At 70.4% G+C, this 19,839-nt stretch carries 17 protein-coding genes; 5 read left to right on the top strand and 12 right to left on the bottom strand.

The features are described from left to right. Positions 1-9 precede the first annotated feature (9 nt). The 3 genes from AVR91_RS13535 (at position 10) to AVR91_RS13525 (ending at position 2,236) form a co-directional block, all read left to right on the top strand. On the top strand, positions 10-873 hold the full coding sequence (locus AVR91_RS13535) for a MaoC/PaaZ C-terminal domain-containing protein (protein ID WP_063271400.1): 864 nt from the start codon (positions 10-12) through the stop codon (positions 871-873). A 52-nt stretch (positions 874-925) separates the two neighbouring features. Continuing rightward, positions 926-1,675, top strand: coding sequence for a class I SAM-dependent methyltransferase (locus tag AVR91_RS13530; protein WP_063271401.1), 750 nt, complete (start codon positions 926-928; stop codon positions 1,673-1,675). Positions 1,676-1,774: 99 nt separating this feature from the next. Beyond that, entirely contained in the window at positions 1,775-2,236 is a 462-nt protein-coding gene (locus AVR91_RS13525) for a riboflavin kinase (protein WP_063271402.1), read from the top strand. Between the two features lie 116 nt (positions 2,237-2,352). Here the strand turns inward: AVR91_RS13525 and AVR91_RS13520 are convergent, their stop codons facing one another. The 7 genes from AVR91_RS13520 to AVR91_RS13490 all read right to left on the bottom strand — a co-directional run bounded on the left by AVR91_RS13520 (position 2,353) and on the right by AVR91_RS13490 (position 9,188). After that, positions 2,353-2,922 carry a DUF5134 domain-containing protein gene (locus AVR91_RS13520; protein ID WP_063271403.1) on the bottom strand — a complete coding sequence of 190 codons (570 nt, stop codon included), beginning with the start codon at positions 2,920-2,922 and terminating at the stop codon, positions 2,353-2,355. A gap of 73 nt (positions 2,923-2,995) precedes the next feature. Further along, positions 2,996-4,165 (bottom strand): lipid-transfer protein, encoded by a 1,170-nt coding sequence (locus AVR91_RS13515; protein WP_063271404.1) that lies wholly within the window; start codon positions 4,163-4,165, stop codon positions 2,996-2,998. Next, positions 4,165-4,560: a MaoC family dehydratase gene (locus AVR91_RS13510; protein ID WP_063271405.1), complete on the bottom strand. Its 396-nt coding sequence runs from the start codon at positions 4,558-4,560 to the stop codon at positions 4,165-4,167. Before AVR91_RS13510 ends, AVR91_RS13515 begins: the two co-directional genes overlap by 1 nt. Then, on the bottom strand, positions 4,557-5,471 hold the full coding sequence (locus AVR91_RS13505; protein ID WP_063271406.1) for a bifunctional MaoC family dehydratase N-terminal/OB-fold nucleic acid binding domain-containing protein: 915 nt from the start codon (positions 5,469-5,471) through the stop codon (positions 4,557-4,559). The genes AVR91_RS13510 and AVR91_RS13505 overlap by 4 nt, the downstream gene beginning before the upstream one ends. Continuing rightward, on the bottom strand, positions 5,468-6,640 hold the full coding sequence (locus AVR91_RS13500; protein WP_063271407.1) for an acyl-CoA dehydrogenase family protein: 1,173 nt from the start codon (positions 6,638-6,640) through the stop codon (positions 5,468-5,470). Before AVR91_RS13500 ends, AVR91_RS13505 begins: the two co-directional genes overlap by 4 nt. A gap of 4 nt (positions 6,641-6,644) precedes the next feature. Next, a complete protein-coding gene (locus tag AVR91_RS13495; protein WP_063271408.1) occupies positions 6,645-7,709 on the bottom strand; it encodes an acyl-CoA dehydrogenase family protein in 1,065 nt (354 codons plus the stop codon). Between the two features lie 87 nt (positions 7,710-7,796). Next, the gene (locus AVR91_RS13490; RefSeq protein WP_063271409.1) at positions 7,797-9,188 is read right to left on the bottom strand and encodes a WS/DGAT/MGAT family O-acyltransferase; all 1,392 of its coding nucleotides are present in this window, start codon (positions 9,186-9,188) and stop codon (positions 7,797-7,799) included. Positions 9,189-9,254: 66 nt separating this feature from the next. Here AVR91_RS13490 and AVR91_RS13485 point away from each other — a divergent pair, with 66 nt between their 5' ends. Continuing rightward, the gene (locus AVR91_RS13485; protein ID WP_063271410.1) at positions 9,255-10,496 is read left to right on the top strand and encodes an alpha/beta hydrolase; all 1,242 of its coding nucleotides are present in this window, start codon (positions 9,255-9,257) and stop codon (positions 10,494-10,496) included. A 479-nt stretch (positions 10,497-10,975) separates the two neighbouring features. On the opposite strand, the gene AVR91_RS13480 is transcribed toward AVR91_RS13485, so the two are convergent. The 3 genes from AVR91_RS13480 to AVR91_RS13470 all read right to left on the bottom strand — a co-directional run bounded on the left by AVR91_RS13480 (position 10,976) and on the right by AVR91_RS13470 (position 17,116). Beyond that, positions 10,976-12,160: an SWIM zinc finger family protein gene (locus AVR91_RS13480; protein ID WP_063271411.1), complete on the bottom strand. Its 1,185-nt coding sequence runs from the start codon at positions 12,158-12,160 to the stop codon at positions 10,976-10,978. Continuing rightward, positions 12,160-14,925 (bottom strand): DEAD/DEAH box helicase, encoded by a 2,766-nt coding sequence (locus AVR91_RS13475; protein ID WP_083737531.1) that lies wholly within the window; start codon positions 14,923-14,925, stop codon positions 12,160-12,162. Before AVR91_RS13475 ends, AVR91_RS13480 begins: the two co-directional genes overlap by 1 nt. Before the next feature lie 115 nt (positions 14,926-15,040). Then, positions 15,041-17,116 carry an acyl-CoA dehydrogenase gene (locus tag AVR91_RS13470; RefSeq protein WP_063271412.1) on the bottom strand — a complete coding sequence of 692 codons (2,076 nt, stop codon included), beginning with the start codon at positions 17,114-17,116 and terminating at the stop codon, positions 15,041-15,043. Positions 17,117-17,261: 145 nt separating this feature from the next. Here AVR91_RS13470 and kstR point away from each other — a divergent pair, with 145 nt between their 5' ends. Beyond that, a complete protein-coding gene (kstR, locus tag AVR91_RS13465; RefSeq protein ID WP_038523880.1) occupies positions 17,262-17,909 on the top strand; it encodes a cholesterol catabolism transcriptional regulator KstR in 648 nt (215 codons plus the stop codon). Between the two features lie 58 nt (positions 17,910-17,967). Here kstR and AVR91_RS13460 read toward each other — a convergent pair whose 3' ends face one another. Further along, positions 17,968-18,957: a TIGR03557 family F420-dependent LLM class oxidoreductase gene (locus tag AVR91_RS13460; protein ID WP_063271413.1), complete on the bottom strand. Its 990-nt coding sequence runs from the start codon at positions 18,955-18,957 to the stop codon at positions 17,968-17,970. After that, positions 18,954-19,799 carry an LLM class F420-dependent oxidoreductase gene (locus AVR91_RS13455; RefSeq protein ID WP_063271414.1) on the bottom strand — a complete coding sequence of 282 codons (846 nt, stop codon included), beginning with the start codon at positions 19,797-19,799 and terminating at the stop codon, positions 18,954-18,956. Before AVR91_RS13455 ends, AVR91_RS13460 begins: the two co-directional genes overlap by 4 nt. Positions 19,800-19,839: the final 40 nt, after the last annotated feature.

The raw sequence follows: 19,839 nt of genomic DNA, 5'->3' as shown, positions 1-19,839 counted from the left end.
AGTTCCCCCGTGCCCATCGATCCTTCGGTCGCGATCGGCGCCGACCTCGGCGAGGTGAGTTTCGCCTGGACCGCGTCGGACGTGCAGCTCTACCACCTGGCGCTGGGCGCCGGCGCGGATCCGATGAGCCCGCGCGAACTGCGCTACACCTACGAGGACGGCCTCCAGGTGCTGCCGACGTTCGCCACCGTGGCGGCGAACCTGCGCGTGTTCGAGCCGCCCGCGGTCTCGTTCCCCGGCGTCGAGGTCGACCTCGGGAAAGTTCTGCACGGCAAGCAGGAGGTGATCGCGCACCGGCCCATCCCGGTCTCGGGGAAGGCCGTGGCGCGGACGCGGATCGTCGACGTCTTCGACAAGGGCAAGGCGGCCGTGATCGTGAACGAGACGGTTGCCACCGATTCGGACGGCGCTCCACTGTGGACACTGCGGTCGAGCATCTTCGCCCGTGGTGAAGGAGGTTTCGGCGGCGAACGTGGCCCGTCCGACCGGGTCGAGCCCCCGTCGCGGGAGCCGGACGCCGTCATCGACACCCCGACGCTGCCGCAACAGGCACTGCTCTACCGGCTCTGCGGGGACCGCAACCCCCTGCACGCCGATCCCGCGTTCGCCGCGGCGGCCGGGTTCGACAGGCCGATCCTGCACGGCCTGTGCACCTACGGCGTCGTCGCGAAGGCGGTCACCGACGCGTGCCTCGACGGCGACACCGCCCGCGTCGGGTCGTTCTCGGCCAAGTTCGCCGGCGTCGTCTTCCCCGGCGAACCGCTGCGGACCCGGGTCTGGCGCGAGCCCGCCGGGCTGCTGATCGCGACCACGGCGCCGGACCGGGACGACGCGCCCGTCCTTTCCGACACTTTCTTGACCACGACAGACTGAATCATCGTTCCCGCAGGTCGCGCACCTGGCTAGACTCGGCCGGGTGCGCCCCTTGATCTCGGACCCGTATGCCGAACTCGGCCGGGACTACGCGCGATCGAGACGGCCGGATCCCCGTGTCGCCGCCGCCATCACCGCTGCCCTCGGCGACGCGCGCTCGGTGGTCAACGTCGGGGCCGGAACCGGTTCCTACGAGCCGGAAGACCGCGACGTGGTGGCCGTCGAACCGTCGCGGCGGATGATCGCGCAGCGTCCCGCCACGGCGGCGCCCGCCGTCCAGGCGTGCGCGGAAGGGCTGCCCTTCGCCGACGGCGCCTTCGACGTCGCCTTGGCGGTGCTCACCGTGCACCACTGGACGGACGTGACCGCCGGGCTGGCCGAGTTGCGGCGCGTCTCCCGCCGCCAGGTGATCGTGACCTGGGACCAGGCGGTGTTCGCGCGGTTCTGGCTGGTGCGGGACTACCTGCCGGAGATCGCCGAACACGAGAGCAGGCTGGCCTGTCTCGACCGGGTCGTCGAGGAACTGACCGAGGCGGGTCCGGCGCCCACGGTGGCTCCGCTGCCGGTGCCGTCGGACTGCGTCGACGGATTCCTCGGCGCGTATTGGCGCAGGCCGGAGGCGTATCTGTCCGAGCGCGTGCGCGCGGGGATGTCCGGGGTGGCCCTGCTGGACCAGAACGTCGTCGCGACGGCGGTCGAGCGGCTGCGCGCCGATCTCGCGGACGGGCACTGGCACCGGCACCACGTCGGGCTGCTCGGCCGGACGGAACTCGACCTCGGGTATCGCGTCGTCACGACGTGACCAAGTACACAGTGGACACTCCCGCGACATGAACGGCGGTCGACCTCGGCAGCGAGGCGTGGTATTCATGGCTCTCGTGACGGCAGCGACGGGAGCGGCATGACGACGGAGTACTTCGTGGTCCGTGGCCAGGTGGAGAAGGGCGACCAGCGGGGCAGGGAACTGGGCTTCCCCACCGCCAACATCGCGCTGCGCGACCAAGACGGCCAGGTCGGCGACGGAGTGTGGGCGGGCTGGGCCGAACGCGCCGACGGCACCCGGATCGCGGCCGCGGTCTCGGTCGGGAGGCGGCCGACCTACTACGGCGCGGACGGATACCGGCTCGTCGAGGCCCATCTGCTGGACTTCAGCGGCGACCTCTACGGCGAGGTGCTGACCGTGTGGCTGGGCCACCACCTGCGCGAGCAGGAGGCGTACCCGTCTTCGGAGGCGCTGATCGTCGCGCTCAACAAGGACATCGCCGACGCCCGCAAGTGGGCCGCGGAGAACCCTGCCGACGGTTTGCCGGACGCGGGTGCCGCGGAGGCCGGTGTCGTGCGGCGCTTGCCGCTCGGCTCCTAAACCGGCACTTCATCCAGGACTTCAGGACCGGCGTCCCACGGCCGTTGCGAAAGCCACTTTCGCAACGTTGAGTGTTGCGAAAGTGGCTTTCGCAACACGCACGACGGTTCCCGCCTCTAGACCGCCGCGCCCAGCAGCATGTACCCCATGCCGAGCCCCATGATCACCCGGCACACCCGCCGCGACGTCTGTCCGGAGGCCGAGGCTCCCCGCGCCGCCAGCACCCCGGCGCGCACGGCGTCCGCCGCGAAGTACGCGGCGACAGCGCCGAAGATCAGCGAAAGCCACAGCGCGGAAGTGCCGCCGGGGCCGGACATCACCAGCCACGGCCCGTGGGTCACGTCGCTGTGCGGCATGAACGTCACCATGAACAGCATCGCGACGGCGGAGACGGCGTGATGCCCGCACGACGTGTGCCCGGAGCGCCGCCCCTTCCACCACGAAACGGCGAACCAGCCGGCGGTCAGCGCCAGCACCGCCTGCCAGCCCGCCGCCGGGATCGGGCCGCCGACCGGGGACAGCATCGCGACCATGGCGACGACGAGCAGCAGTTCGGCCAGGTCGCCGTTGCGGACCGCCGCGCCCTGCCTGCCGTAGTCCAGCCGGACGAGTCTCAGCACGCAGGGCAGCACGAGCGCGGCGAACACCGCGGTCAGGGTCCACGCGACGACGATTGGTCCAGACATGGCACCTCCCGGCCGGTAACCCCTTCACCGTGGCAGGTACCGCTCTAGTACACCATCGGGCATTGAGGTGATCTCAACCCGCGGTCAGGACCAGTCCGCTCGTTGGTACGCCGGTGCCGGCGGTCACCAGCACACGCGCGGCCCCGTCCACCTGGTTGACGGCGTCGCCCCGGAGCTGCCGGACACCTTCGGCGATCCCGTTCATCCCGTGGATGTAGGCCTCCCCCAGCTGCCCGCCGTGCGGGTTGAGCGGCAGCTTCCCGTCCAGTTCCAGGGTGCCGCCGCCGATGAAGTCCTTGGCCTCGCCCTTCCCGCAGAAGCCGAGTTCTTCCAGCTGCATCAGGACATACGGGGTGAAGTGGTCGTATAGCACCGCGAGGTCCATGTCGCCGGGGCCCAGCCCCGACTGCTCCCACAACTGCCGTCCGACGACACCCATTTCGGGCAGCGCCGGCAGATCGTCGCGGTAGTAGCTGGTCATCACGTACTGATCCGGCCCGCTCCCCTGCGCGGCCGCCGCGATCACGGCGGGCCGGTGCGGCAGGTCACGCGCCCGCTCGGCGCTGACGATCACCAGGGCGACGCCGCCGTCGCTCTCCTGGCAGCAGTCCAGCAGGTGCAACGGTTCGGCGACCCAGCGGGAGGCCTGATGTTCTTCGAGCGTGATCGGCTTGCCGTAGAACCACGCCTTCGGGTTGGTCGCCGCGCGGGCGCGGTCGACGACGGCCACCCGGCCGAAGTCCTCGCTCGTCGCGCTGTATTCGTGCATGTAGCGCCGGGCGAGCATGGCGACGGTCGCGGCCGGCGTCGCGATGCCCATCGGGTAGTGGAACGCGTTGTCGACGCCGGACGAGTTCACCTGCCCCGCCGCGGCCGAGGACACCTGCCCGAACCGCATGCCGGACCGTTCGTTGAAGGCCCGGTACGCGACGACGACGTCCGCGACGCCGGTCGCGACGGCCATCGCGGCCTGTTGCACGGTCGCGGCCGCGGCCCCGCCGCCGTAGTGGATCCGGCTGAAGAACTTGAGCTCCGGGATGCCGAGTTCCCGCGCGACGGCGATCTCGCTGTTGCCGTCCATGGTGAAAGAAACCAGTCCGTCCACATCGGACGGAGTGAGCCCGGCGTCCTTCAGCGCGCTCGAAATCGCTTCCGCCGCCAGCCTCAGCTCACTGCGCCCGGAGTCCTTCGAGAATTCCGTCGCACCGATCCCGGCGATGGCCGCCCGTCCGGAGAGGGTCATCACTCGCCTCCCAACGTGATCGCCACGGTGCCCACCACATGTTCGCCCAGGCTGTCCACACCGGACACCGAGATCACGACGTCGTCACCGTCCCGTTCCGTCACCCGGCCGGTGAAGGTCAGCGTGTCGTAGGCGTAGCAAGGTACGCCGAGCCGGATCTTGATCGACCGCACGAAAGCCTCCGGGCCCGCCCAGTCGGTCACGAACCGTTGCACCAGGCCGGTGTCGGTGAGGATGTTGAGGAAGATGTCCTTCGAGCCGCGCTGGACGGCGGCGTCGCGATCGTGGTGGACGTCCTGGAAGTCCCGCGTCGCCAGCGCGGTGCTCACCACGAAGGTCGGGGTGGCCTCGATCGTCAGCGGTGGCAGCTCGGTGCCGACCGAACAGTCCTTCATCGCGCGACCCTCCAAGCGGGCAACGTCAGTTCCTCGTCGATCTTCACGAAGGCCGCTTCCACCGGGAGTCCGATGTGGACGGTCTCGGGATCGGCGTCGAGCAGCTCGCCCATCACCCGGACACCCTCCTCCAGCTCGACGAGCGCGACCACGAACGGCAGATCCTTGCCGGGGACCTTCGGATGGTGGTGCACCACGTAGCTGTACACCGTGCCGCGCCCGCACGCGACGACGTAGTCGGGCTTGGCGTCGAAGTCCCCGTCCGGCGGCATGGGCCCGGGCGGATGCCGCAGGGTCTCGCCCCAGCGCTGGATCCGCAGTTCCCCTTCCCGCAGACCGGTCCAGAAGAACTCGGTGTCCTTGCTGATCACCGGCCGCAGCACGGGTGCGGCCGTCTTGGCGGGCTCGGCGCCCGGCGGACGGAATTTCAGCACCCGGAACACCATGTCCGCCACGGCCTCGTCGCCGACGTACCAGGTGGTCTTCGTCGTCACGAACCAGCCTTCGCCCAGCGCGGTGCGTTTGGGCCCGACAACGCTTTCGAGTTTCGCGGTCGCGGCGACGCGTTCGCCGTGGCGCAGATACCGGAAGTAGTTCTGTTCGGAGTTCGTCGCGACGACCGAGGTGAACCCGGCCTCGTCGAGCACCTCCATCATCGCGCCGAGCGGATCGTCCGACGCCCTGGTCCAGTGCAGCCCGCCCATCGTCCACACCTGCGCCATCGCGGGCGGCGCGACGAGTCCCTTGTGGACACTCGCGGCGGCGAACTCCTCGTCGACGTACACGGGATTGCGGTCGCCGATGGCTTCGACCCAGTTGTTCACCATCGCCTGGTTGACCGCGTCACGCGCGGCCCTCGGCGCGGATTCCCCGCGCGCGGCGATACGTTCGGCCGCTTCCCGGATGCTCATCGCGGCACCCTCGGCAGGCCGAGCCCGGCGGTCGCGATCAGCTCGCGCTGGATCTCGCTGACGCCGCCGCCGAAGGTCAGCACCAGATTGCGTTTGGCCACCACGTCCAGCCACTGCGCCAGTTCCGCGGTTCCGGCGTCGGCCTGATCGCCGTGTCGCGCCACGATCTCCTCCAGTTTCCTGGTCAGCCCCTGGATCCGCTCGGAGCCGACGATCTTGGTGGCCGACGCGTCGGCCACCGCCACCGGCCCGGTCGCGGACGACGCGGCGACCTGCCAGTTCAGCAGTTCGTTGATCCGGGCGGTCGCCAGGGTTTCCGCGAGGACGGCCCGGACGTCGGGTAGCTGGAGCAGCGGTGTCCCGTCCGGGGTCTTCCTCGCCGCCGCCCATTCGCGGACGCGGTCGTGGAGACCGCCGATCCGCCCGGCGGGGCCGAGCATGACGCGTTCGTGGTTCAGCTGCGTGGTGATCAGCCGCCAGCCCTCGTTCTCCTTGCCCACCAGCATGTTCGCGGGCACGCGGACGTCCGAGTAGTAGGTGGCGTTCACGTGGTGGGCGCCGTCGCAGGTGATGATCGGCGTCCACGAGTAGCCCGGATCGCGGGTGTCCATGATGAGGATCGAGATGCCCTTGTGCCTGGGCGCGCCGGGATCGGTGCGCACGGCCAGCCAGATGTAGTCGGCGTCGTGCCCGCCGGTGGTGAAGATCTTCTGGCCGTTGACGACGTACTCGTCCCCTTCGCGCACCGCTGTCGTACGCAGCGCCGCCAGGTCCGTTCCCGCCTCGGGTTCGGTGTAACCGATGGCGAAATGCACCTCGCCCGCGAGGATCTTGGGCAGGAACAAGGCTTTCTGCTCCTCGGTGCCGAACGCCTGCAACGTGGGCCCGACGGTCTGCAGGGTCACCGACGGCAGCTGGACGTCGGCACGGGCGGCCTCGTCGACGAAGATGTGCTGCTCGATCTCGCCGAAACCCCGGCCACCGTACTGTTCCGGCCAGCCGACGCCCAACCAGCCGTCGCGGCCCATCCGGCGCACGATCTCGCGGTACACCGGCCCGTGCCGCTCCCGCAGCATCGCGCGCCGCTCGTCGGCGCTCACCAGCCCGGCGAAGTACTTTCGCAGTTCGGAGCGCAGCTCGTGTTGCTCCGCGGTCAGTTCGATCAGCATCGGTTCACCCCGCCACCAGTTCGCCCAGGCCGGCCAGCCGATGCGAGGCGCCGCCGAGCGTTCGTCCCAAGTCCTTGACCGCCGACGAGAACCGGTGCAGCGGATACGTTTCGTCCACGCCGATCCCGCCGTGCAGGTGATGGCAGACGGCCAGCGCCGCGGGCGCCTCCTCCGCCAGCCAGTAGGCCGCGATGTCGAGTTCGGCGTCGGCGTCGAGCCCCGCCGCGAGCCGCCAGACCGCCGACCGCGCGGCGAGCTGGACCGTCCTCGAAGCGACGTAGACGTCCGCGATCTGTTGCGCCACCGCCTGGAACGCCGCCAGCGGGCGCCCGAACTGCTCCCGTTCGCCGACGTGTTTCGTGGTCAGCGCGAGCGCGCCGGCGAGCAGCCCGTCGCCGAACGCCACGGCACCCGCGAGCGCGAACCGGTGCAGCGTCGCGATCGACACGCCGGGACCGTGCCCGTTGAGGAGGTCGGCGTCGGTGACGGTCACCGAATCCAGCGTCATCGTGTAGTCCGGTGTGCCGGAAGAGGTTCTCGTCGGCGTCAGGGTCACGCCGTCCGCGCGCGGATCGACGAGGAAGACGCCGGTGCCGCCGGGCAGCGAGGCGGGCGTCAGGATCCGGGTCGCCTCCGCCGCGAACGGCACGCCGACCTTGACCCCGCTCAGCCGCCAGTCCCCCGCCGATTCCGCGACGGTCGCGGGCCTCGTGGTGAACGGCGCGGAAGGTTCGTTCAGCGCGGCGGTGAGCACGGATTCACCCGCGGCGACCGGTGGGAGCAGCGCCGACCGCTGATCCGGCCCGCCGAGCGCGGTGACCGGCAGGACACCGAAGGCCAGCGACGCCAGCGCGGGCGCCGTCGAGGCGACACGGCCGAGTTCGGTCAGCACCAGGGCGACTTCGGCGACGCCGAGGCCGTCGCCGCCGAGTTCGGCGGGCAGCGCCAGGGCGAGCAAACCGGCGTCGGCCAGCGCGCGCCACGCGTCCGCGGGCTCACGCTCCTTGCCGAGCACACGCGCGGCCAGCGCGGTGACCTCGGTCTGCGTCTCGTCGAACTGGAAGTCCACACTGGCTCCTCACCGGGGCGAACGGGCACAATATTGAAACCTGTTCTAGTCTTAACCGGAAGGAGCCGCGACGGCAAGGGGGAGGATCTAGGAGGTGGCCTCGAGCAGTTCCGCGAGCGCGTCGGCGAAGTGGTCGGCGAGCGGCCACAGCTCACCGGTGAGCTCACGGGCGCCGAGCAGGCCGACGTCGACCCTGCCCGCGTTGGACAGCACGGTGATGTTGAGCCCGGCACCGTGGAACACCGGGCCGAGCGGGTAGAGCCCGGTGATCCGGCAGCCCAGCAGGTACAGCGGCATCGGCGGCCCCGGCACGTTGGAGACCACCAGGTTGTGCACCACCGGATGCCGTTCGGCCAGCCGCAGCGCGGAATACGCGCGGACCGCGAGCCCGAACATGGTCGCCGCCGAGAACTGCGCCCAGTCCTGGAGCATGTCCGCGTCGATGTCGTGGTGATGGTCCTTGGACAGCCGGTTCGACTCCGCGAGCATGAACACGCGCGCGGCGGGATCCTCCAGATGGGTGGGCAGCGACGCGAAGAACGCCGAGACCTTGTTGATGCCGTGTTCGCGCTCGGTGCGTCCGTGCACCGACACCGGAACGGTCGCCACCAGCGGATCCTCCGGCAGTTCGCCCCGATCCCGCAGGAACTGCCGCAGGGCACCGGCGACCACGGCGAGGACGACGTCGTTGACGGTCACCCCGAAAGCGTTCTTGACCCGTTTGACGTCGTCGAGGTCGAGAGAGGCGTAGGCGACGCTGCGGTGCGCGGTGATCGTCCCGTTGAACGACGTCCGGGGCGCGGTGAACGGGACCGGCATTCCCTTGCCCTGCAACGCTTTCCCCAGCCATCTCGGCACGAGTTCGAGCAGGCCGGGGAGCAGTTTCGCCACCTCGACCGGACGTTTCGCGAACGACGTCAGCCCGGCGCCGAACAGCGCGCGCCTGCCGGGAACGTCCGCGTTGCGGCGTTCGTCCCGCGCGATCTCCGGCGGCGGGGCGTCCGGTTCGAGCCCGGCGAGTGAGGCGATCAGGCTGGCGCCGCCGACCCCGTCGACGCTGGCGTGGTGCATCTTCAGCAGGACCGCGATCCCGCCGTCCGCCAGGCCTTCGATGACGTACAACTGCCAGAGCGGCTGCGCGCGGTCCAGCCGTTGTCCCGCGATGTGGGCGCAGAGCTCGGCCAGTTCCCGCCGGTCGCCGGGCGCCGGTACGCCGATGCGGTGCACGTGGGCTTCGAGGTCGAAGTCGTCGTCCTCCACCCAGACCGGATGCGCCAGATTCCAGAGTGGATTGTGCAGCTTGCGCCGGAACGCCGGGATCAGCTCGACCCGTTCGGCCAGTTTCTCCTTGAAGCGCTCGAAATCGTAGCCGCCGGGCATGGTCGAACCGTCCAAGGTGAGCAGCCCGCACACGTGCAGTACCTGGGCCGGTGTCTCCAGGTACAGAAAACTCGCGTCCAGACCACTCAGTCTCTGCATAAGAATCACCTTAAGTGAACTTTGCAACCCGTTCTAGGCGGTCACCCGGCGGTAGGATCGGTGGCCATGCAGCCGAGTTTCGTCCTCCGCCAGGCACTCCAGCTCGCGCTCACCGCGAACGCGCTGAAGCCGCCGCGAGGCGCCCGCACGGCGGTCCCGGCGTTCTTCGCGGGCTGGCTCACCGGGGAACTCGCCCCGCATCTGCTCGCGCTCACCGCGGCCGACGCGGCGGCGCACGTCGCCCGGCACCGCGGCGCGTCGAGCAAGGCGGGGCTCGCCCTCGCGGCGGCGTCGGCGGCCGGGCTCGGCACGCTCATCGCGCAGTCCCAGCGGGCCCGCGACGAGATCGAGACCGCGCTGACCGAAGGCATCGGCGAGGCGTACACCGACGAACTCGAGCACCCGCCGAGCCCGACCGACCTCGCGACGCCGTGGGGCCAGCTGGCGCTGCCGTTCCGCATGCGCGACCCCGAGGTCCGGCGGACCCGCAACATCGCCTACGCGCCCGGCGGGAAACGGTTCCTGCTCGACATCTACGCCCCGCGCGAACCGGTCACCGGCGCACCGATCCTGCTCCAGGTGCACGGCGGCGCCTGGGTGATCGGCAACAAGGACCAGCAGGGCCTGCCGCTGATGCTGCACATGGCCAAACGCGGCTGGATCTGCGTCGCGATCAACTACCCGCTCTCCCCCGCCGCCCGCTGGCCCGCGCACATCGTCGCCGCGAAACGTGCGCTGGCCTGGATCAGGGACAACGCGGAGACCTACGGCGGCGACCCGTCCTTCGTCGCCGTCACCGGCGGATCCGCGGGCGGGCATCTCGCCGCGCTGCTGGCGCTGACCGCCAACGACCCGGCGCTGCAGCCCGGCTTCACCGAAGCCGACACGAGCATCCAGGCGTGCGTCCCGCACTACGGCGTGTACGACTTCGCCGCGACCAGCGGGCGGCGCTCCAGCCAGACCCGGCTGAAGACGTTCATCGCCCGGCACGTCTTCGAGGCGGACCGGGATCCGGTGAACTTCCTCGACGACTACATCGCGGCCTCCCCGCTCGACCGGATCACCGAAGACGCGCCGCCGTTCTTCGTCATCCACGGCGTCCACGACTCGCTGGTGCCGGTGGGCGAGGCGCGCGAATTCGTGCGGCGCCTGCGGGACAAGTCCCAGCGCGAGGTCGCGTACGCGGAGATCTCCGGCGCGCAGCACGCCTTCGACGTCTTCCCCTCGATCCGCAGCGCCCATGTGGTGCGCGGGGTGGAACGGTTCCTGGAGTGGAGCTATCGCACCTGGCTGCGCCGCTCCGGCTGACCGCGGCCCCGGTCCGTGAAGGCCTCCTTGCCTACCCTCAAGGTAGTGAAGGAGGCCTTCACGGACTACGCGATCGCCACCGCAGCCTCAGCGGCACCAGCAGTCACAGCGGCCGCGCGTGAAGGCCCCTCCACACCTTCCTCAAGTACATGAAGGCCCCCTTCCTTGCGCTAGACGCAAGGAAGGGGGCCTTCATGTACTTGAGGGGCGAGCGAGTGGGCCAGCGGCGTGGTGGGGCGCGTCTCGTGAACGGCAAGGACCGTTCGAGCCAACCGTGTCCTGGACACCTGCTGGCGGTCTTGCGTGATTGACCGGACGACACATGTGATCCGACGGACGACACGTGTGACCAGATGGACGACACACTCGCGGCGAAGCCTCGCCACGAGTCGCCCGTCCAGACACGCGAGTCGTCCGTCGGATCACGCGAGTCGTCCGGTCAGTCACGCGAAAGCCACCGGCACTCACGAGACGTGAGGTCAGGGCGGATAGATCACGTCCATCGGCCGGGCGGAGGACGGGCCGTCGACCCGCCACCCTTCGCCGTCGCGCACAAAGCGGTACCACCGTTCGTCACGGCCGTAGCGCAGTTGCAGATCGCCCTGGGTGATCCGGTTCCGCCAGGTCTTGGGCTCGCCAGGCAACCCGGATTCGGCGAGGTCCGCCTTGGCCTGGGCGAGCGGCGCCTGCGTGGGACGCCACGCCTCCCGGACCACCGCCATCCCGCCCCTGCCCGCCTCACGCCATGCCTGCGCCCACAGGGCAAGATCCCGCACCGCCACCCCGGCCGCCTCGGCGAGTTCGGCGACCACGTGAGGTTCGCTCACCGCCGCGCGACGGGCGAGGTCTTCCTCGAACGACAGCTCCGCTTCCCGCTCGGGCCCCATGACCAGCAGTTCCCAGGCCCTCGCGGCGGCGTCGGCGGCCAGCTCGACGAACATCTCCCCACTCCAGCCGGTGCGGTGCGGCGGGTCGACGTCGAGGACGGCGGGCGGCCCGACCGTACCCGGGACGGCCGGACGCGGCGGCAGCGCGGCGATCCGCCGGGTGTAGGCCCGCTTCGGGTCCACGCCGGGTGCGGCGGGGGCCCGCACCCGTTTGCCCGGCGTGCTCGCGGGGGCTCGACGGGACCGCAGTTCCGCGAGCACGGCCTCCCTCGGCCTGCCGCGCAGCAGGAACAGCACGAACGGATCGGCGTCGACCTCGTCCGCGACCAGGTAGTACACCGCGGCGACGTGTTTGCACGGGTTCGCGCTGTCCGGGCAGGAGCACTTCGGGCGCAGATCGCCGGGGCCGGGCAGCAGGTCCGCGCCGGCGGTCCGCGCGTCCTCGGCCAGCTCGCCGGGCAGTTCGCCGTCGAGGAGGGCGGCGACGTGCCCGAGCCGCGAGCCGACCATGCCGAGCAGGCTCTCCCACTGCGGCTCGGTGAACGCCCGCATGTGGATGGTCACCCGGTACGGCACCGCCCGGCTGCCCTGCACCCAGGCCGTCACCTCGCCCACACCCACCGCGAGCTTGCTGACGGTGCCCTTACGCGCATACGTCCGGCCTCGCGGCAGGCGGTTCGGGTCGAGTTTGGCGCGTTCCTCCAGCGCCTCGACCCACGCCTTGCCCCACCACGTGTTGCCGAAGGTGCGCCGTTTCCGCCCTGTCGCGCCGGGCATCACGTCCCCCCGAGCCGGACCAGGTCGGCCAGTTCGTCGTCGGAGAGCTCGGTGATCCAGTCCTCACCCGCGCCGATGACCGCGTCGGCCAGTCCGCGTTTGGTCTCCAGCACCTTGGCGATGCGCTCCTCGAGCGTGCCTTCGGCGATCAACCGGTGCACCTGGACCGGCCGGTCTTGCCCGATCCGGTACGCACGGTCGGTGGCCTGGTCCTCGACGGCCGGGTTCCACCAGCGGTCGTAGTGGATCACGTGGGTGGCCTTGGTCAGGTTGAGCCCGACCCCGCCCGCCTTGAGCGAGAGCAGGAACACCGGGACCTCGCCGGCCTGGAATCGGGCGACCATGTCCTCCCGGACCTTGGGTGTGCTCGACCCGGACAGCAGCATCGTCGGCAGGCCGCGTTCGGCCAGGCGTTTCTCCAGCAGACGGCACAGCTGGACGTACTGGCTGAACACGAGCACGCTGTCGCCCTCGTCGAGGATGACGTCGAGCAGCTCCTCGAACGCGGCGAGCTTGCCGGACCGGCCGTGCAGCACGCCGGGCTCCTTGAGGTACTGCGCCGGATGGTTGCAGATCTGCTTGAGCTCGGTGAGCAGTTTCAGTACCTGCCCGCGCCGGGCCACCCCGTCCAGCTCGCGGATCATCGCGAGGTTCTCCCGGACCACGGCCTCGTACAGCGTCGTCTGCTCGGCGGTGAGCGGGACGAACCGGTCGGTCTCGGTCTTGCGCGGGAGCTCGGGCGCGATGTCCGGGTCGGTCTTCTTGCGGCGCAACAGGAACGGCCGGACGGTCGCGGCGAGCCGTTCGGTCGCCGCGGTGTCCCGGTCCCGCTCGATCGGGCGCGCGACCTTGCGGCGGAACCCGTCGAGCGAACCGAGCAGGCCCGGCGTCGTCCAGTCGATGATGGACCACAGTTCGGTGAGCCGGTTCTCCATCGGTGTCCCGGTCAGCGCGACCTTCGCGGCGGCCGGGATCTTCCGCAGTTCCTTGGCGGTGACCGAAAGCGGGTTCTTGACATGCTGCGCCTCGTCGGCCGCGATCATCCCCCAGTCCACTTCGGACAGTGTCTCGCGATCGCGGCGGAGCACACCGTACGTGGCGAGCACGACCTCGTCCGGCGCGACCTCGTCGAGATGCCGTCCGCCACCGTGGAACCGGCGCACCGGGATGTCCGGCGCGAACCGGGCGAACTCCCGTTCCCAGTTGCCCAGCAACGACGTCGGGCACAGGACCAGCGTCGGCCCCTCGCCGCGCGGGCGGCGGTGCAGGTGCAGGGAGATGAGCTGGATCGTCTTGCCGAGCCCCATGTCGTCGGCGAGGCAGGCGCCGAGACCGAGCCCGGTCATCGTCGCCAGCCAGGAGAGCCCGGCCTTCTGATACGGCCGCAGGGTGGCCTTCAGTTCCGCGGGCTGCTCGATCGGTTCCGCCGCGCTGTCACGGATCCGCTGGAGCAACCCCGTCAACGCCGACGGGGCGGTGAACTCGACCTTTTCGCCGTCCAGCTCCAGCTCGCCGGTGAGCGCCGCGGCCAGTGCCTCGGCTCCGGACAGCTTCTTCGCCCGGTGGGCGCGCACCTTGGCGATCAGGCGCGCGTCGACCTTGACCCATTTGCCCCGCAGCCGCACCAGTGGCCGCTTCGCCTCGGCGAGCGCGGTGACTTCGGCGTCGGTGAGGTCTTCGTCGCCGAGACTCATCCGCCAGCGGAACCGGAGCAGGCTCTTGAGCGTGAACTCGGGCCCGGTGACGCTGCCCGGGGCCTGTGTCGCGCTCGCCTTCGCCTTGAGCTCGCCCGCGAAGAGGTCTTTCGGCCATTGCACCTCGATGCCGGCTCCGCCCAGCGCCGCGTCCCCGTGGGTCAGCAGATCGACGACCTCGTCGTAGTCCAGCGCCAGCCCGGTCGGCGCGGCGGACTGGAGCATGCGGCCGAGCGGCGCCCACGCCCTGGCTCCCCGGCGCAGGCCGAGCAGCAACTGCGTCTCGACCTGCTCGCCCATGCGTTCCAGCACCGCCTCCGGCGCGTCCCACAGTGTCGCCGCCTCGACGATCAAGCTCGGGTCGGCGGCGCTCCGCACGGCGAGGACGGCCTCGAACGCGGGCTCGTCTTCGGGATCTTCGGGTTCGTGGACCTCCATGCGCAGGACGAGATGCGCGCCCTGGGCCTGCCGGGCGCTCAGTTCCGCCAACCACGCGGCGCCGTCCGGCCCGACCAATGTCGGCTCGGCGGCCGCGAACGCCGGACCGCCCGCCGCCACACTCGCGGCGGGCGTGCGGACCAGCACATCCGCCGTCGCGTCCCACAGCGCGCGGATCAACGACTCCGGCGAATGCAGCCGGATCCGTTTCAGCCCGGACAACGGCAACGCGTGCGCCTCGGGAGGCAGCGCGGCGGCGAGCCCGCGCAGCATCTCCTCGTCGGCGACGTCGAGCGGGCCGACCCGCCACGAATCCACCCCGCCGGGTGAGGCCGCGGGCAGCAGCCTGCCGCGGGCGATGAGGTTCACCCCGGCCTCGGCGACGGCCGACCACGCGGCGATGGCCGGGCTCAGCTCACCCTCCGCGGTGAGCAGCCGCGGAATCGCGCGTGACAACGGGACGAGTGCCGCGTCGACCTTCGTGCGCCGGAAGATCTTGCCTGCCGGAAGCACGAGTTCGATCGCGGTGTCACCCGCTACGCCGTCTCCCCACAGCGCCAGCACTCCGTCCCGCGGGGGATCCGAGGGGACGAAGGTGGCTTGGGTTCCTGTGCCGAACTCCACGACCCGCACGCTAGAGCACCGGACCGACATCCCTCGGGCGGTGGTGTCATGAAAGGGTCGTTCAGGACACAAAACGTCCTGAACGACCCTTTCATGACACTCGGAACGGGCGTGACAGGGACTTTCAGGACCGCGGCAGCCCCAGCAACCGCTCAGCCGTCAGCGACAGCAGCACCTGGGTCGTCCCGCCCGCGATACTGAGGCACCGGGTCAGCAGGAATTCGTGCTGCGCAGGGTCGCCGTCCACAAGGGCGCGCTCACCGAGCGACTCCAGCGCGAACTCGGCCACCGCCTGCCGATGCCGCACGCCCAGCAGCTTGCGCACACTCGACTCGGCGCCGGGATCCTGCCCGTCGAGCCGCCGCAGCGTCGCCCGCAGGTCCAGCACCGAACACGCGCTCCCGTCCGCGATCAACGCGCCGAGTTTCTCCAGGTCGGCGCCGCCGCCCAGGGTGGCGAGCAGGTTCTCGACGCCCTCCCCCACCGCCGAGCCGCTCCCGAGCGCGACCCGTTCGTTCGCCAGCGTCGTCCGCGCGAGCCGCCAGCCGCCGTCGACCTCCCCGACCACCATCTCGTCCGGGACGAACACGTCGTCGAGGAACACCTCGTTGAAGACGGCGTCGCCGGTGATCTCGCGCAGCGGCCGCGTGCTGATCCCGTCGGCGGTCATGTCGACCAGGAAGTAGGTGATCCCCTTGTGTTTCGGCGCGTCCGGATCGGTGCGTGCCAGGCAGATCGCCCAGTCGGCCTCGCGCGCGAGCGAGGTCCACACTTTCTGGCCGTTGAGCAGCCATCCGCCGTCGGCGCGCCGGGCCGTCGTGCGCAGCGACGCGAGATCCGAACCCGCTCCCGGTTCACTGAACAACTGACACCAGGTGATCTCGCCGCGCAAAGTGGGTACGGCGAACCGTTCGCGCTGCGCCGCGGAGCCGTGTTCCAGCAACGTCGGCACGGCCCAGCCGCCGATGACCAGATCCGGGCGGCGGACCCCCGCACCGTCGAGCGCGGCGTCGATCCGCAGTTGCTCGGCGGCTGTCGCGCCCCTGCCGTACGGCGCGGGCCAATGTGGGGCCAGCAACCCGGAATCGGCCAGCGCGACCCGGCGTTCCGGCTCGGGCAGGGCGGCGATTCCGCCGACCAGGTCACGGAGTTCGGCGTCCTCGCCGACGTCGACGCTCAGCGTCCGGCGGTCACCGCGCAGCGCGAGTTCGGCCGCGCGACGACGCCAGCGGGCGGAACCGCCGAGCCACTGCCGCAGGGCGACGGCGCGGCGCAGGTAGAAGTGCGCGTCATGCTCCCAGGTGAATCCGATGCCGCCGAGGACCTGGATACAGTCCTTCGCGTTGGCCACGGCCGCGTCGAGCGCGTACGCCGCGGCCGTCGCGGCCGCGAGGGCGTGCTGTGCGGGGTCTTCGGCCGCCCTCGCCGCGTCCCATGCGAGCGCGTCGGTGGCTTCGGCCCGGCACAGCATTTCCGCGCACAGATGCTTGATCGCCTGGAACGCCCCGATGGGGCGGCCGAACTGCTCCCGGACCTTCGCGTACTCGACAGCGGTCCGAAGACACCATCGGGCGATCCCCGCGGCTTCGGCGGCACCGAGCGTGGCGGCGTAGGTATCCACCGGCAGCGCCTCGAAAACCGCTTCGGACCGCACCTTCTCGCACCGGACCCGGCCGACCGGCCGCGACAGATCGAACGGCTCACCCTGCCGAATGTCCATTCCGGACGCTCCGGGCGGGATGAGCGCGGAGACTGCGCCGTCGGAGACCAGCGTCCACGCCGTCGGGTGAACATCGAGCGCCGGTCCCGATTCACCGTCGACGACCGAATCCTCGACGCGGAAACCGCCGCCCAGCACCACCGCCAGCCGCTCGGTCCCGTCGGCGAGACCGGGCAGGATCTCCTTGGCGGTCTGGGGATCCGTCGCGAGCAACGCCCCGCCCAGCACCGTCCCGAGGACAGGGCCGGGTACGAGCGCTTCGGCGGCTTCGGCGAGCCCGGCGGCCAGATCGGCGAGCGTGCCGCCGGCGCCGCCGACGTCTTCGGGAATCGCCACGCCGAACAGGCCGAGTTCCGCCAGCCCTGGCGGCGGTTCGGCGGTCCGGCCACTTCGGACGGCGTCGACGGGCCGGGCCGAGGCCGCCCAGGCGCGGATCGACGCGGCCAGGGCCGCCTGTTCTTCGGTGAGCGCGATCGACACGGGTGAGACCTCCTCGCCGGACCTACCCGCGAGTGTAGAACGTGTTACAGTTTCTTGCCCAGTGGGTCACGTCTTGAACAGTTCGTCCGCTTAGGTACGCTACGTGAGGAAAGTGGAACAAGTTCCGACGAAGGGGGACGTGGCGATGCCAGGGAAGGCCAAGGCGCCCACGAGCGCGAAAGCGCGAAGCGGCAACGGTCTCTCCGCGCTCGGCGGCGAGGAACTCGGCTCCGCGGCCCAACGCGACCGGCGGCGCCGCATCATCGACGCGACCCTGACGCTCGCCGCGAAGGGCGGGTACGACGCCGTCCAGATGCGGGCGGTCGCCGAGAAGGCGGACGTCGCGCTCGGCACGCTGTACCGCTACTTCCCTTCGAAGATCCACCTGCTGGTTTCCGGGCTGGCCAGGGAATTCGAGCGCGCGCAGGAGAAACTCGACCGCGCCGCCATCCCCGGCGACACCCCGAGCGAGCGGCTGATGTTCGTCCTCGGCCGCAACACCCGGCTGATGCAGCGGGACCCGCACCTGACCGAGGCGATGGTCCGCGCGTTCATGTTCGCCGACACGACCGCGGCCGCCGAGGTCGAACAGGTCGGACGGCTCATGGAGAACATGTTCGCCAAGGCCATGGGCATCGAGGACCCGACCGAGGCCGATCGCGACATCTTCCACGTCATCGCCGACGTCTGGATGGCGAACCTGGTCGCCTGGGTGACGCGGCGCGCGTCGGCGGCCGACGTCGCGAACCGGCTGGAGCTGTCGGTGCACCTGCTGCTGGACAAGAACGTCTGAACGCCATGAACGGGACGTTCCTTGCAAATTTTGCAAGGAACGTCCCGTTCATAGCGCGTCAGGCGGTCAGCTTGGGCAGCACGTCCCGCCCGAAGGTCTCGATGAACTCGTCCTGGTTCCGCCCCACGTTGTGGATGTAGATCCGGTTGAAGCCCGCGTCGACGTACTTCTGCAGCGCCGCGCGGTGCACGTCCGGATCGGACGAGACGACCATGCGCCCCTCGAAGTCCTCACGCCGCACCAGTTTCGCCATCTGCGCGAAGTCGAACGGCGAGCGGATGTCGGCCTTCGGGAACTTCATGCCGCCGTTGGGCCACTGGTCCATCGCGTTCGCCCACGCCGTCTCGTCGTCCTCGGCCCACGACAGGTGCACCTGCAGCAGCTTCGGCATCGAGTCCGGGTCCTTGCCCGCCTTGCGCGCGCCGGTGCCGAAGTTGTCGAGGATCCCCGCCAGTTTCTCGATCGACGCGCCCGGCGTGATCAGCCCGTCCGCGAGCTCGCCCGTCTTGCGCGAGGTGTACGGGCCCGCCGACGCGATGTAGATCGGCGGCAGCTCGTCCGGCAGCGTCCACAGCCGGGTGGTGTGCAGTTTGAAGAACTCGCCGCTGTGCTTGACGTCCTTGCCGGTGAACAGCTTCCGGATGACCTCCAGCGCCTCGAACATCCGCCGGACCCGCTCCGGCGCTTCGGGCCAGTAGCCGCCGATGATGTGCTCGTTGAGCGCTTCGCCGGATCCGATACCGAGCCACGTCCGGCCCGGGTAGGTCGCCTCCAGCGTCGCCGCGGCCTGCGCGACCATCGACGGGTGCAGCCGGAACGACGGGCACGTCACGCCCGGCCCGAGGTCGCCCGTGGTGTTCTCCGCCAGCGACGCGAGCACGCTCCACACGAAGGACGCTTCACCCTGTTGAGGGACCCACGGCTGGAAGTGATCGGCGGCCATCTGGCCGGAGAACCCGTGCTGTTCGGCCAGTGCGGCCAGCCGGATCGACTCGCGCGGGGAGAACTGCTCCAACGCCGCGGCCAAGCCGATTTGAACCTCAGTCACGCCTGCTGCCCCTTTCGAAAGCTCTCGGCGACCTTCGCGAACTGGACGAGTCGGTCCAGTGTCGCCGCTTCGGGCTCGGTCGGCAGGAAGAGCGTCGCCTCGTCGACGCCGCCCTCGACGAGCCTGCCCAGCGCGTCCTCTTCCGGTGTCGCGCCGAAGGCCGAGAACTTGACGTCCTCGCGCCCCTGGTCGGCCAGCCACTGACGCGCCCGGCGAAGCTCCTCCGGCGGCGTGTGCGCGTGCGGCAGCCAGCCGTCGCCGTACTTGGCGATCCGCTCCATCGCCTTCTGCCCCGCACCGCCGATGTAAATGGGCGGATGCGGCTTCTGCACCGGCTTCGGCCACGCGAAGATCGGGTCGAAGTCGACGTGCTCGCCGTGGAATTCGGCCTCGTCCTTCGTCCAGATCTCCTTCAGCGCGGCGAGCTGCTCGTCGACGAGCGCACCACGGGTGCGCGGATCCGTGCCGTGATTGCGCATTTCCTCCCGGTTCCACCCGACGCCCACGCCGAAGACGAATCTGCCTCGCGAGACCAGGTCCAGCGAAGCGACCTCTTTCGCCGTGTGGATGACGTCACGCTGCTGAAGCAACGCGACGCCCGTCCCCAGCTTCAGGGTCGACGTGGCCCCGGCCGCCGCGGTCAGCGCGACGAACGGGTCCAGGGTCCGGTAGTACACGTGCGGCAGTTCGCCGCCGCCCGGGTACGGCGTTTCCCGGCTGACCGGGATATGCGAATGCTCCGCGATGTGGAGCGAGCTGAACCCGCGCTCTTCGGCTGCGGCGGCGAGGACGTCCGGCCTGATGCCTTCATCGGTGATGAAGGTGGCGATTCCGATCTCCATGTCCAGCAACTACCCGGACACGCACCGCGATATTCCCGCG

It is taken from the genome of Amycolatopsis keratiniphila subsp. keratiniphila, assembly GCF_001620365.2.
GTDB classification, from domain to species: Bacteria; Actinomycetota; Actinomycetes; order Mycobacteriales; family Pseudonocardiaceae; genus Amycolatopsis; species Amycolatopsis keratiniphila.
Note: the sequence above shows the minus strand (reverse complement) of the source record. Positions and strands in the feature narration are given on the sequence as shown.